Consider the following 14,062-nt stretch of genomic DNA (forward strand, 5'->3'; position numbering starts at 1 on the left):
TTGTATGTCCGGCTACCTGCTTGAAATGAAGGGAATCGCGAAGCGATTCGACGGCGTGCCCGCCCTCGACGGCATCGACCTGGCGATCCGGCCGGGCGAATGCATCGGCCTGTGCGGCGAGAACGGCGCCGGCAAGTCCACCCTGATGAAGGTGCTGTCGGCGGTCTACCCGCACGGCACCTGGGACGGCGAGATCCTGCTCGACGGCCAGCCGCTGCGGGCGCGCTCGGTGCGCGAGACCGAGGAAGCCGGCATCATCATCATCCACCAGGAACTGATGCTGGTGCCCGAACTGACGGTCGCCGAGAACATCTTCCTCGGGAACGAACCGACCCTGCCCGGCGGGCGCCTGAATTATCCGGCCATGAACCATCGCGCCGAGGAAATCCTGCGCGAACTGAAGCTGCCGGACGTGAACGTGGTGCTGCCGGTGAAGAACTACGGGGGCGGCCACCAGCAGCTGATCGAGATCGGCAAGGCGCTCAACAAGAACGCGCGCCTGCTGATCCTGGACGAACCCTCGGCCTCGCTGACGGCGGCCGAGATCGAGGTCCTGCTCGAGATCATCCGCGACCTGAAGGCGAAGGGCGTGGCCTGCGTCTACATCTCGCACAAGCTGGAAGAGGTGGCGGCCATCTGCGACACCATCGTCGTGATCCGCGACGGCAGGCACATCGCCACCACCCCGATGGCCGCGATGAGCGTGGACCGCATCATCGCCCAGATGTGCGGGCGCGAGCTGAACCAGCTCTACCCTTCGCTGCCGCACGAAGTGGGCGAGGTGGTGATGGAAGCGCGCCATGTCACCTGCTACGACCCCGACCAGCCGCTGCGCAAGAAGGTCGACGACGTCTCGTTCCAGCTGCGGCGCGGGGAAATCCTCGGCATCGCCGGCCTGGTCGGCGCCGGCCGCACCGAGCTGGTGACCGCGATCTTCGGTTCCTATCCCGGCAAGTACGAGGCCGAGGTCTGGCTCGACGGCCGGCGGGTCGACACCTCGGAACCCCTGGAGGCGATCCGGGCCGGTTTCGCCCTGGTGCCGGAAGACCGCAAGCAGCACGGCATCGTGCGCGACCTGTCGGTGGGCGAGAACATCACGCTCTCGGTGCTGGGGCGCTATGCGCGCCTGACGCGCATCGACGACATGCTGGAAGCGCGCGCGATCGACGAGCAGATCCGCCGCCTGGCGCTGAAGGCCGCCAGCCCGGCGCTGCCGATCACGGCGCTCTCGGGCGGCAACCAGCAGAAGGCGGTGCTGGCCAAGATGCTGCTGACCGGGCCCAGGGTGCTGATCCTCGACGAGCCGACGCGCGGCGTGGACGTCGGCGCCAAGTTCGAAATCTACAAGCTGATGCTGGAACTGGCCGCGCAGGGCATCTCGATCATCATGGTCTCGTCCGAGCTGGCCGAGGTGCTGGGCGTCTCGGACCGGGTGCTGGTGATGGGCGAAGGACAGCTGCGCGGAGAATTCGTCAACAAGGACCTGACCCAGGAAATGGTGCTGGCCGCCGCCATCGGCCAGCCGGCCAGCCGCGCGGCCGAAGGCGCGCCCGTTTAACCCAACCCATCGAACGATCATGAAAATAGATAACATCCAGGCGCGCCCGATCGAGACGCCCCGCCAGGCGCCCAAGCAAACGATCGGCTTCAAGCAGATCTTCACCCAGTACAAGATCCTGGCGCTGCTGGTGGCGATCGCCCTGATCTGGGCCTTCTTCAGCTGGAAGACCGATGGTGGCTTCACCTCGGCGCGCAACCTGTCGAACCTGATGCGCCAGATGTCGGTCACCGGCATCATGGCCTGCGGCATGGTATTCATCATCATCGCCGGCGAGATCGACCTCTCGATCGGCTCGCTCCTCGGCCTGCTGGGCGGGATGGCGGCCGTGCTCGACGTCACCCACGGGATGCCGCTGCCGCTGTCGGTCGCGGTCGTGCTGGGGGCCGGCCTGCTACTGGGCTGCCTGAACGGCTTCCTGACCGCCTATGCCGGGATACCGTCCTTCATCGTCGGACTCGGGGGCATGCTGGCCTATCGCGGCGTGGTGCTCGGGCTCACCGACGGCGCGACCATCGCGCCGGTCTCGCCGGAGATGGAGCAGCTGGGCCAGGCCTACCTGCCGCCGGCGCTGGGCGTGGCGCTGGGCCTGGGCCTGTTCGCGCTGGCCTGCGTGCTGGCCTGGCGCCAGCGCGTCAACCAGGCCAGGCACAAGCTGCAGGTGGTCGCGCTGTGGCGCTCGGTGTTCCGGGTGCTGGTCGTGGGCGTGGTGCTGGCCGGACTGATCTCGACCTTCAACAGCTATGAAGGCATTCCGATGCCGGTGCTGATCCTCCTTGCGCTGCTGGGCATCTTCAGCTACATCGCGAAGCAGACCGTGTTCGGCCGCCGCATCTACGCGGTCGGCAGCAACATGGAGGCGACCCGCCTGTCCGGCATCGACGTGAAGGCCGTCAAGCTCTGGATCTTCGGCCTGATGGGCCTGATGTGCGCACTGGCTGGCCTGATCAACACCGCCCGCATGGCGTCCGGGTCGCCGTCGGCCGGCACCTCCGCCGAACTGGACGTGATCGCAGCCTGCTTCATCGGCGGCACCTCGATGCGCGGCGGTATCGGCACCGTCCACGGCGCCCTGGTCGGCGCGCTGGTGATGGCCAGCCTGGACAACGGCATGTCGATGCTCGACGTCGACGCCTACTGGCAGATGATCGTGAAAGGACTGATCCTGACGCTGGCGGTCTGGCTCGACGTGGCGACGCGCACCGGCCGCCGCTGATCGCCCGTCCAGCGGCAAGAAGAAAAGGCCAACCTCACGGTTGGCCTTTTTCATTCGAGCCAGGTGTCGACTACGCGGTCTTCAGCTGCCCGTCCACGATGCGGGCCAGGCCCAGCGGATTCTCATCCTTCAATGCCTCCGGCAGCAGGCCGGCCGGGACGTCCTGGTAGCACACCGGACGCAGGAAGCGCTCGATCGCGGTCGCGCCGACCGAGGTGCTGCGGCTGTCCGAGGTGGACGGGAAGGGCCCGCCGTGGACCATCGCGTGCGAGACCTCGACGCCGGTCGGGAAGCCGTTGAACAGGATGCGGCCGACCTTGCGCTCGAGCAGGGGGAGCAGGGCGCCCGCCAGCGGATGGTCGCCGGCCTCGGCATGCACGGTCGCCGTCAGCTGGCCCTCGAGGTGGCGCGCCACCGCCAGCATCTCGGCTTCGTCGCGGCAGGCGATCAGCACCGAGGTCGGTCCGAAGATCTCTTCTTCCAGCGCCGGCGTGGCCAGGTAGGTGGCGGCGTCGCAGCGGTACAGCGCGGCCTGGGCGGCGCAGCCCTTGCCTTCGGCGCTGCCGCGCGCGAGCAGCTGCACGCCGTCCAGGCCCGAGCGGCGCTCGACGGCGCCGGTGTAGGCCTGGTGGATGCCGGCGCTGAGCATGGTGCCGGCGGCCTTCAGCTGCAGCGCCTCGGCGGCGGCGGCGCCGAAGGCGTCGAAGTCCGGCCCGGCCAGCCCGATGACCAGGCCCGGGTTGGTGCAGAACTGGCCGACGCCCAGGGTCAGCGAATCCACGAAGGCCCCGGCCAGCTTCGCGCCGCCGGCCGCCAGCGCGCCCGGCAGCAGGAACACCGGATTAATGCTGCTCATCTCCGCGAACACGGGAATCGGCACCGCGCGCGCATTCGCGATGCGCACCAGCGCCAGGCCGCCATGGCGCGAGCCGGTGAAGCCCACCGCCTGGATGGCCGGATGGCTGACCAGGTCCTGGCCGATCTGGTTGCCTTCGCCGATCACCATCGAGAACACGCCTTCCGGCATGCCGCAGTCGAGGGCGGCGCGGTACACCGCCTTGGCCACCAGTTCCGAGGTGCCGAGGTGGGCGTTGTGGGCCTTGACCACCACCGGGCAGCCGGCGGCCAGCGCCGACGCGGTGTCGCCGCCGGCGACCGAGAACGCCAGCGGGAAGTTACTCGCCCCGAAGACGGCGACAGGGCCCAGCGGGATCTTGCGCATGCGCAGGTCCGGACGCGGCGGCGTGCGCTCCGGCAGCGCCGAGTCGAGCGTCGCTTCGAGGAAGTAGCCGTCGCGGACCACCTTGGCGAACAGGCGCAGCTGGTTGACGGTGCGGCCGCGCTCACCTTCGAGGCGGGCTTGCGGCAGGCCGCTCTCCTGGCCGGCGCGCGCGATCAGGGCCGGGCCGAGCGCCATGATCCGGTCGGCGATGGCCTCGAGGAAGCGCGCGCGCTGTTCCAGGCCGGTGGCGCGGTAGGCGTCGAAAGCCTGTTCGGCCAGTGCGCAGGCGGTGGCCAGGTCCTCGGCGGTGGCGGTGCCGAACGACGGCTCCAGCGCGGCGTGGCGCGCCGGGTCGTAGGCCTGGATGGCGCCGGCGCTGCCGCGCACGATGCGCTGGCCGATGATCATGTCTCCGTTGATGTGCATGAATGCTCCTTGGTTGAAAGCGGTAGGTGGCGGTGAAGCTGTTGTTGCGGTTTCATTGTTGGGCGCTATCATAACAAACTGTCCTGGCCTGCGCTCGTCGTCGGATGGGTGTTCCGTTCACAATTTCGGGGCTGGCGTCGCGCCCGTGGGGCTTTTCGCATGGCCTCGATATAACAAATCCAGGCGATCCACGCGCTTGCGATCAGAATTGGTGGTAGCGCAAACATTTTTCTTGCAAGCTCGTCAGGTGTTGGTTTAGCATGGTTTCAGAACGCACATGATACGTACAAAACAGGAGACCCATGCGCACCTCGATCACCCGCCTTGCAGGCGCCGCTGCACTGGTATTGCTGTCCGGGACCGCCCCGGCCGTGCAAGCCCCCGAGCGCATCGAGTACGTGTGGGACAGCCTCGCCATCGGCGGCGGCGGCTTCGTGACCGCCGTGCTGCCCAGCCGCAGCGAGCCGGGACTGGCCTATGCGCGCACCGATGTCGGCGGCGCCTATCGCTGGGATCCGCGCGAGGCCCGCTGGATCGCGCTGCTCGACTGGGTCGCGGAAGACCAGACCGGCTTCCTCGGCATCGACGCGCTGGCCATCGATCCGCGCAATGGCGCCAACGTCTACCTGCTGGCGGGGATCGCCTACCTGAACGGGGGACGCACCGCCATCCTGCGCTCGACCGACCATGGCAAGACCTTCTCGATCGTCGACGTCAGCAGCCAGTTCAAGACCCACGGCAATGGTTTCGGGCGCCAGAACGGCGAGCGGCTGGCGGTCGATCCGGGCAACGGCAAGCTGCTGTACCTCGGTTCGCGGCGCGACGGCCTGTTCTTCAGCAGCGACGCCGGCCAGACCTGGAGCAGGATGGACAGCCTGCCGGTGACGACCACGCCGAACGATGTCGGGATCAACATCCTGGTGCCGGACCCGGGCAGCGTGGCCGGCGGCCGTGCGCGCCGCCTGTTCGCCGGCGTGTCGCGCTTCGGCACGGCCGGTCCCAACCTGTACCGCAGCGACGACGGCGGCGCGACCTTCGCGTCCGTCGCCGGCTCCCCCGCCGGCCTGATGCCGCAGCGCGCGGTGCTCGACGGCGCGGGCAACCTGCTGGTGACCTATGCCGACGGCGCGGGACCGCACCCGAACCGCAGCGGCAGCGAGCCGATGGACCGCGGCCAGGTCTGGAAGTACCACATCGCCAGCGGCGCCTGGACCAATGTGACGCCGGCCGGCTGGACCCGCCCGTTCGCCGGCATCAGCATCGACCCGGCCAACCCGCGCCGGATCGTGGTCTCGACCATCAACACCTTCCTGCCGCAAGGCGGCGGCAAGGGCGACCGCATCTTCCTGAGCCAGGACGGCGGCGCCACCTGGACCGATGTCATCGGGCGCGGCTTCGAGGTCGACGCCGCCGGCGTGCCCTGGCTGAAGGGCCACGGGATCCACTGGACCGGCTCGGTCGAGTTCGACCCGGCCGACTCGCGCGCGGTCTGGGTCACCTCCGGCAACGGCGTGTTCCGGACCGCGAACATCGACGCCGCGCCGGCCAAATGGACCTTCACCGTGAAGGGCATGGAAGAGACGGTGCCGCTGGGCTTTGCCAGCGTCCCGGGCGGGCCGCTGGTGTCCGCGATCGGCGACATCGACGGCTACCTGCACGACGACCCGGCGCGCCACGGCCGCATCCACGATCCGCAGATCGGCACCACCACCGGCCTGGATGTCGCCGCCGCCAGGCCCGCCATCATGGCGCGGGTCGGCAAGAACCTGCAGCTGACCCGCGACGGCGGCGCCACCTGGAAGCAGGCGCCGGCGCTGATGGGAATCAAGGGCCAGCTTGCCTTGTCGGCCGACGGCGCGACCATCCTGCACAATCCGGAGCGCTCGGAAACGACCTACCGCTCGATCGATGCGGGCGCGAGCTGGAACCCGGTCAAGGGACTGGCGAAGGCCAATGTGCGTCCGGTGGCCGATCCGGTGCGCGGCGATGTGTTCTATGCCTACGACGACAGCGCGCTGCTGGCCAGCGTGGATGGCGGCGCCAGCTTCGCGCCGCGCGCCAGCCTGCCGTCCGGCGGCTCGCGCCTGCTGCGCCCGGCGCCTGGGCGCGAGGGCGACCTGTGGGTCGCATTGAAGGATGGCGGCCTGCAGCGCTCGCGCGACGGCGGCGTCACGTTCAGCAAGTTCGCGGGCGTGGGCTACTGCGGCGCGGTCGGCTTCGGCAAGGCGGCGCCGGGCAAGGACTTCCCGGCCGTCTATATATGGGGCAGCGTCGGCGGCGTGCGCGGCATCCACCGCTCGCTGGACGCCGGCGCGACCTGGGCCCGCATCAACGACGACGCCCACCAGTACGGCGGCCCGGGCGACGGCCACTTCATCGTGGGCGACATGAACCGCTTCGGCTATGTCTACATGAGCACCGCCGGCCGCGGCATCGTCTATGGAAAGCCGGCCGCCCGATGATTTCCCGCTTCAAGCCACGCATGCGGATCTTCCTGGCCGCCGGTCTGCTCCTGTCCCTGGCGGCGCACGCCGCGCCGGAGATGGTCCTGCGCTACGACCGTGCCGCGCCCGATAACGACCAGGGCTGGGAACGCGAGGCGCTCCCGATCGGCAACGGGCGCATCGGCGCCATGGTCTTCGGCCAGCTGGCGCGCGAGCACCTGCAGTTCAACGACATCACGCTGTGGACCGGCGACGACCGCGTCATGGGGGCTTTCCAGCCCTTCGGCGACCTGTACGTCGACCTGCCCGGGCACGAAGAGGGCGCCGGCGACTACCGGCGCACGCTCGACATGGTGCGCGGCGTGCACACGGTCAGCTATACCCGCAAGGGCGTGCGCTTCCTGCGCGAAGCCTGGGCCAGTCATCCGGCCCAGGTGATCGTGCTGCGCCTGAGCGCCGACCGTCCGGGTCAGTACACGGGCGCGATCGAACTCACCGACCGCCACGGCGCCCAGCTCGCGGCCGCGGACAAGCGCCTGTATGCGACCGGCACCCTGGCCGGCTACGCCCAGCCGGGAAGTGCGCCGTCGAGCAACGCGCTGTCCTATGCAAGCCAGGCCCAGCCCGTGTGCGAGGGCGGCAGGCTGGCGGTGGAGGGACGCCGGATCACTTTCAAGGACTGCGACACGCTGACCATCGTGCTGGGCGCCGGCACCAGCTACGCGATCGACGCCGCGCGCCGCTTCCAGGGCGAGCATCCGCTGTCCCGGGTGACCGGGCAGGTGTCGCAGGCGGCCGCGCGTCCCGTGGACGAGCTGCGCGCCGAGCATGAAGCCGACTTCGCCCGCCTGCAGCAGCGGGTCGCCATCGACCTCGGGACCACGCCGGCGGCGCGGCGCAAGCTGCCGACCGACGCCCGCATCCTGGCGTATACGAAGGAGGGCGGCGACCCGGAGCTGGAAGCCCAGTTCTTCCAGTACGGGCGCTACCTGCTGGCCTCGAGCTCGCGCGGCTCGCTCCCGGCCAACCTGCAGGGCCTGTGGAACAACAGCCTGACGCCGCCCTGGAATGCGGACTACCACACCAACATCAACATCCAGATGAACTATTGGCCGGCCGAGGTCACGAACCTGAGCGAGCTGCACGAGCCCTTGTTCGCCTTCGTGAACGGCATGGCGCCGGTCTACCGCCGCGATACCGCGCTGGAATTCAAGGGGAAGGACGGCAGGCCGGTGCGCGGCTGGACCGTGCGCACCGAGTCGAATCCGTTCGGCGCCACCGGCTACCTGTGGAACAAGACCGCCAACGCCTGGTACGCCCAGCATTTCTGGGAACACTACGCCTTCACCCGCGATGCGCGCTACCTGCGCGAGCTCGCCTATCCGATGATGAAGGAGGCCAGCGCCTTCTGGCAGGACTACCTGAAGGAGCTGCCCGACGGCCGCCTGGTGGCGCCCCAGGGCTGGTCGCCCGAGCACGGACCGGTCGAGGATGGCGTGGCCTACGACCAGCAGATCGTCTGGGACCTGTTCAACAACACGGTCGAGGCGGCGGACACGCTCGGCGTCGATCGCGAGTTGCGCGACCGGCTGGCCGGCATGCGCGACCGCCTGGCCGGGCCGCGGATCGGCAGCTGGGGCCAGCTGCTGGAATGGCTGGAGGAGAAGAAGGATCCGGTCCTCGATACCCCGCGCGACACCCATCGCCATGTCTCGCACCTGTTCGCCCTGTATCCCGGCCGCCAGATCAGCCCCACCGGCGCGCCCGAGCTGGCGCAGGCCGCCCGGCGCACGCTCGATGCGCGGGGCGATGCCGGCACCGGCTGGTCGATGGCCTGGAAGATGGCCTTCCGGGCCCGCTTGCACGAAGGCGAGCGCGCCTACCGCATGCTGCGCGGGCTGCTGGCGGCGCCCGGATCGCGCGCCGCCGAGCAGGCCGGACCCGGCTCGGAACACAACAATGCCGGCGGCATCTACCCGAACATGCTGGACGCCCACCCGCCGTTCCAGATCGACGGCAATTTCGGCGGCACGGCGGCGATCGCTGAAATGCTGCTGCAATCGCATGCCGGCGAGATCCACCTGCTGCCGGCGCTGCCCGCGGCGTGGCGCGACGGGTCGGTGAAAGGCTTGCGCGCCCGCGGCGGCTACGAGGTCGACATCGCCTGGAAGCATGGCCGGCTGCACAGTGCAAGCATCCGCTCGCATGCCGGTGCGGGGCCCGTGAAGCTGCGCCATGGCGGCCGCGTGCTCGGGCTGGACCTGAAGCCCGGAGAGGCGCGCAGCCTGAGCGGGGCGCAGTTCGGACCGGCGCGCTGACGAAGAACGACAACAAGAAGGAGACATTGCATGCAGCTGAACAGGATTTTCCGGCGCCTGGCGCCCTTGTGCCTCGCACTGGTCGCGGCCGGCGTGGTATCGGCGACGGCCGGCGCGGCCAACGAACTGCCGCGCATCGTCGAGCGCGACGGACGGCACGCCCTGATAGTCGACGGCAAGCCCTTCCTGATGCTGGCCGGCCAGGCCCATAACTCGAGCAATTATCCGGCCGCGCTGCCCAAGGTCTGGGCGGCCCTGAAGGACGCCCGGGCCAATACGCTCGAGATGCCCATCGCATGGGAGCAGATCGAGCCCAGCGAAGGGAAATTCGACTTCAGCTTCATCGACACCCTGGTCGCCGAGGCGCGCCAGAACGATATCCGCCTGGTGATCGTCTGGTTCGGCACCTGGAAGAACACCGGCCCCGGCTACCTGCCGGAGTGGGTCAAGTTCGACAACAAGCGCTTTCCGCGCATGATCGACAAGGATGGCAAGACCGTGTACTCGCATTCGCCCTTCGGCGAGGCGACCCTGGCGGCCGACAGGAAGGCCTTTGTCGCCATGATGGAGCACATCAAGCGGATCGACGCGAAACAACGCACCGTCATCATGGTGCAGGTCGAGAACGAGGTCGGCACCTACGGTGTGGCGCGCGACTACGCGCCCCGGGCGCAGGCCGTGTTCGAGCAGCCGGTACCACAGGCGGTGCTGGCGCGCCAGAAGGCGCCGAGGCCGGGCGCGGCCAGCGGCAACTGGCGCCAGGTCTACGGCGACTATGCCGACCAGTACTTCCACAGCTGGGCGATCGCCAGCTACATCGAGGACATCGCCAGGGCCGGGCGCGCCGTGTACGACCTGCCGATGTTCGTCAACAACGCGCTGCGCGATCCGCTGCCGAACCCTCCCGCGCCATGGAAATCGGACTTCGCCAGCGGCGGCCCGACCTGGGACGTGATCGACATCTACAAGGCCGCCGCGCCGCACATCGACTTCGCCGGCCCGGACATCTACATGCCGGAATCGAACAAGGTCAGCGCCATCCTCGGCCAGTTCAAGCGCAAGGACAATCCCTTGATGATCCCGGAAATGGGCAACGCGGCCAGCTACGCGCGCTATGTCTACCAGGCGCTGGGCATGGGCGCGCTGGGCGTCGCCCCGTTCGGCCTGGACTACGCCGACTACAGCAATTACCCGCTCGGTTCCAAGTTCACCGACCGCCGCATGGTCGAACCCTTTGCGAAAGTGTTCGGCGTCTTCGCTCCGATGCAGCGCCAGTGGGCGCAGTGGGCCTTCGAAGGCCGCACCTACGGCGTGGCCGAGGGCGACGACCGGGTGCCGCAGACGGTCGCCATGAAAGGCTGGAACGCGACGGTGTCCTTCCGCGAGTTCCAGTTCGGCGAGCGCCAGTACCTGCGCGACAAGAACGAGTACCAGTCCGGCACCGAGTCGCCGAACGGCGGGGTGGCCTTCGCCCAGGTCGGCGACGACGAATTCGTGATCGTCGGCCAGCAGGTGCGCGTCAAGCTGGCGGGCGCCGGTCCGAATGCCGGCAAGCCCTCGCTGTGGGCGCGGGTCGAGGAAGGGCGCTTCGACGCCGACGGCAAATGGATCATGGAGCGCAACTGGAATGGCGACCAGACCGACTACGGCCTGAATCTTCCCGCGACCCCGGTCGTGCTGAAGGTCAGGATGGGAACGTACCAATAATCCACCAATAACAGCATACTAGGAGATCGACGATGCGAATGACTCAGGTCGCAGCCGCAGCACTGGTCCTTGCCGCGGGCAACGGAGCCTTTGCCGGCACCTTCCAACAAACCGGGACCGGCATCGAAGTCCGTCCCGACACCGGCGCCGCCAGGCTCGTGCAGCTTAAGCTCATGAGCGACAACATCATCCAGGTGGTCAAGCTCGACCAGCCCGGCAAGGCGCTCACGCCGTCGCTGATGACGGTCGCCAAGCCGTGCAGCTGCAGCTTCACCGTCGACAGGACGGGCTCGGGCAAGGGCGAGGCGGTGCGGCTGAAGGCGGGGAAGATCTCGGCCACCGTGTCGCTGGCGGACGGCCAGGTCGCGTTCTTCGACGCCGCCGGCAAGCGCATCCTGGCCCAGGCCTCGGAGGCCATGACCCCGGTCACCGTCGGCGGCAAGTCCTTCCTGGCGATCAAACAGGGCTTCAACCACGGCACCCGCGACGCCTATTATGGCCTGGGCCAGCACCAGAACGCCCAGATGAACTACAACGGCGAGGACGTGGTCCTGCAGCAGCACAACATGATCGCCGCCGTGCCCTTCGTGGTCTCGGACAAGAACTACGGCCTGCTGTGGGATAACAACTCGATCTCGCGCTTCGGCGACACCACGCCCTACGCCTGGCTGTCGCGCGACCTGGCGCTGGCGGATGCCGACGGCAAGCCGGGCGGCCTCACCGCGCGCTACTACATCGATGGCAAGCTGGCGCTGACCCGCCAGGAAAAGGACATCGCCTACCAGTACCTGAAGGACCTGGACCAGAACTGGCCGAAGGAGCTCCCGCCGATCAAGGAGCTGAAGGACGTGCGGGTGGTCTGGGAAGGCACGATGACGAGCGACAAGCCGGGCGTGCACAAGATGCAGCTGTACTCGTCGGACTACGCGACCCTCACCGTGGACGGCAAGCAGGTCATGGACGTGTGGCGCCAGGGCTGGAACCCGTGGTACCACAACTTCGAGCAGAAGTTCGAGAAGAACAAGCCGGTCAAGCTGCACCTGGAGTGGAAGCCGTCGGGCGGCATGATCGCCATGACCCACAATAATCCGCTCCCCAAGGCCGAGCGCCATTCGCTGACCATGTCGTCCGAGATCGCGGAAAGCATCAACTACTACGTGATCAGCGCCGAGAACATGGACAAGGTCATCGCCGGCTACCGCCACCTGACCGGCCAGCAGCCGATGATGCCGAAATGGGCCTACGGCTTCTGGCAGTCGCGCCAGCGCTACGAGACCCAGCAGCAGCTGCTCGATACCGTCAGCGAGTACCGCACCCGCGGCTGGCCGCTGGATAACATCGTCCAGGACTGGTTCTATTGGCCGCAGGACGGCTGGGGCTCGCACGACTTCGACAAGGAGCGCTTCCCGGATCCGAAGGGCATGGTCGACGCCGTCCACAAGCAGAACGCCCGCATCATGATTTCCATCTGGGGCAAGTTCTACGCCGATACCGACAACTACAAGGAGCTGGCGTCCAAGGGCCACATGTGGACCAGGAACGTCGAGAACGGCGCGCTGGACTGGGTCGGCCCGGGCTACAAGAACAGCCACTACGATCCCTACACCAGGGAAGCGCGCGACATCTACTACCGCCAGATGAAGGACAAGCTGGTGGGCCTGGGCTTCGACGCCTGGTGGATGGACAACACCGAACCCGACGTGCTGTCGAACTCGCGCCTGGAAGACTTCAAGAAGCTGATCGGCCCGACCGTCTACGGCGACGGCGAGGTGACCTTCAATCCGTACAGCCTGGTGCACGCCGGCGGCATGGTCGAAGGCCTGCGCCGCGACCAGCCGAACACGCGCCAGTTCATCCTGTCGCGTTCGGGCTTCGCCGGCATCCAGCGCCACTCGGTGGCGGTGTGGAGCGGCGACACGGTCGGCCGCTGGAACAACCTGTACGACCAGATCGCCTCGGGCGTGAACATGTCGATGTCGGGTGTCCCGAACTGGACCCACGACATCGGCGGCTATGCCCAGGAAGTGCGCTTCCAGACCGGCGACGTCGGCTCGGCGCAGGAAAACCGCGCCACCAGTTCGGCCAAGGCGAATCCGGAAGACCTGAAGGAATGGCAGGAGATGAACCACCGCTGGTTCCAGTTCGGCGCCTTCTCGCCGCTGTTCCGTTCGCACGGCGAGGTGGTCAAGCGCGAGATCTACAACATCTCGGCCGGCGACGACGCGATGCGCGACAACATGGTCTGGTTCCTGAAGCTGCGCTACCGCCTGATGCCCTATATTTACACGATGGCGGCCGACACCCATTACTCGTCCGGCACCATGATGCGCGGCCTGGTGATGGACTTCCCGCACGACGAGAAGGCGAAGAACGTCAAGGACCAGTACATGTTCGGCCCGTCCATCCTGGTGGCGCCGGTGTATGCCTACAAGGCGCGCGACCGCAAGGTCTACCTGCCGGCCGGCGCGCAGTGGTACGACTTCTATACCGGCGAGCGCCACAAGGGCGGCGCGACCCTGACCGTCAAGGCGCCGCGCGACCGGATGCCGCTGTTCGTGAAGGCCGGTTCGGTCGTGACCACCGGCCCGGTGACCCAGTACGTGGACGAGAAGCCGGATGCGCCGGTCCTGCTGCAGGTGTATGCGGGCGCCAACGGCAGCACCAGCCTGTACGAGGACGACGGCGTGTCGAATGGCTACCAGCGCGGCGAAGCCAGCCGGATCCCGATCAGCTACGACGACAAGGCCGGCACCGTGACCATCGGCGCGCGCGCCGGCCAGTACAAGGGCATGGTCGAGAAGCGCGAATTCAAGGTGCGCCTGGTCCGCCCGGGCATCTCGACCGCCGCCGACATGGACAGCGCCGACAAGAGCGTGGTCTACGACGGCAAGCCGGTCACCATCAAACTGTAAGTCTCCTTTTGCCGGGTGCGTTCGCGCACCCGGTTTTTTTTCGTCCCGACCCATTCCCTGATGCCGGCTCCGACATTCAGGGTCAGGTCTGTCATTCGGACACCGAGCGAGCACCTTTGCTCTATCTCAAAATGCTGGTTTGTTTATCCCAAACTCGTCAATGCTCGGCTCACATTCGTCACCGAGATCCGCGCATCACGGACCATGTCGGAAAGAGGAGAAATTTCAGCATACATAAACCCGTTCTGAGATTTCGCAA

Annotated in this window: 7 protein-coding genes; 6 read left to right on the plus strand and 1 reads right to left on the minus strand. The window is 67.7% G+C overall.

From position 1 onward, the window contains the following. Positions 1 to 4 precede the first annotated feature (4 nt). Together xylG and H162_RS0105395 are read left to right on the plus strand one after the other, a co-directional pair. Positions 5 to 1,558, plus strand: a complete 1,554-nt coding sequence (xylG, locus tag H162_RS0105390) for a D-xylose ABC transporter ATP-binding protein (protein ID WP_020652430.1) — start codon at positions 5 to 7, stop codon at positions 1,556 to 1,558. A gap of 19 nt (positions 1,559 to 1,577) precedes the next feature. Next, positions 1,578 to 2,774, plus strand: coding sequence for a sugar ABC transporter permease (locus H162_RS0105395; protein WP_020652431.1), 1,197 nt, complete (start codon positions 1,578 to 1,580; stop codon positions 2,772 to 2,774). A 70-nt stretch (positions 2,775 to 2,844) separates the two neighbouring features. On the opposite strand, the gene H162_RS0105400 is transcribed toward H162_RS0105395, so the two are convergent. Further along, positions 2,845 to 4,422, minus strand: a complete 1,578-nt coding sequence (locus tag H162_RS0105400; RefSeq protein ID WP_020652432.1) for an aldehyde dehydrogenase (NADP(+)) — start codon at positions 4,420 to 4,422, stop codon at positions 2,845 to 2,847. 302 nt (positions 4,423 to 4,724) lie between these two features. On the opposite strand from H162_RS0105400, the gene H162_RS0105405 reads away from it, so the two are divergent. The 4 genes from H162_RS0105405 to H162_RS0105420 are packed head-to-tail and all read left to right on the plus strand — an operon-like array spanning position 4,725 to position 13,803. Beyond that, positions 4,725 to 6,884: a beta propeller repeat protein gene (locus tag H162_RS0105405; protein WP_020652433.1), complete on the plus strand. Its 2,160-nt coding sequence runs from the start codon at positions 4,725 to 4,727 to the stop codon at positions 6,882 to 6,884. Continuing rightward, positions 6,881 to 9,184, plus strand: a complete 2,304-nt coding sequence (locus H162_RS0105410; RefSeq protein WP_020652434.1) for a glycoside hydrolase family 95 protein — start codon at positions 6,881 to 6,883, stop codon at positions 9,182 to 9,184. The genes H162_RS0105405 and H162_RS0105410 overlap by 4 nt, the downstream gene beginning before the upstream one ends. 30 nt (positions 9,185 to 9,214) lie before the next feature. Beyond that, the gene (locus H162_RS0105415) at positions 9,215 to 10,891 is read left to right on the plus strand and encodes a GH35 family beta-galactosidase (protein ID WP_020652435.1); all 1,677 of its coding nucleotides are present in this window, start codon (positions 9,215 to 9,217) and stop codon (positions 10,889 to 10,891) included. A 32-nt stretch (positions 10,892 to 10,923) separates the two neighbouring features. Then, positions 10,924 to 13,803, plus strand: a complete 2,880-nt coding sequence (locus H162_RS0105420; protein WP_026354260.1) for a TIM-barrel domain-containing protein — start codon at positions 10,924 to 10,926, stop codon at positions 13,801 to 13,803. The last annotated feature ends 259 nt before the right edge of the window (positions 13,804 to 14,062 follow it).

The sequence above is a fragment of the Massilia niastensis DSM 21313 genome (assembly GCF_000382345.1).
GTDB lineage: Bacteria > Pseudomonadota > Gammaproteobacteria > Burkholderiales > Burkholderiaceae_D > Telluria > Telluria niastensis.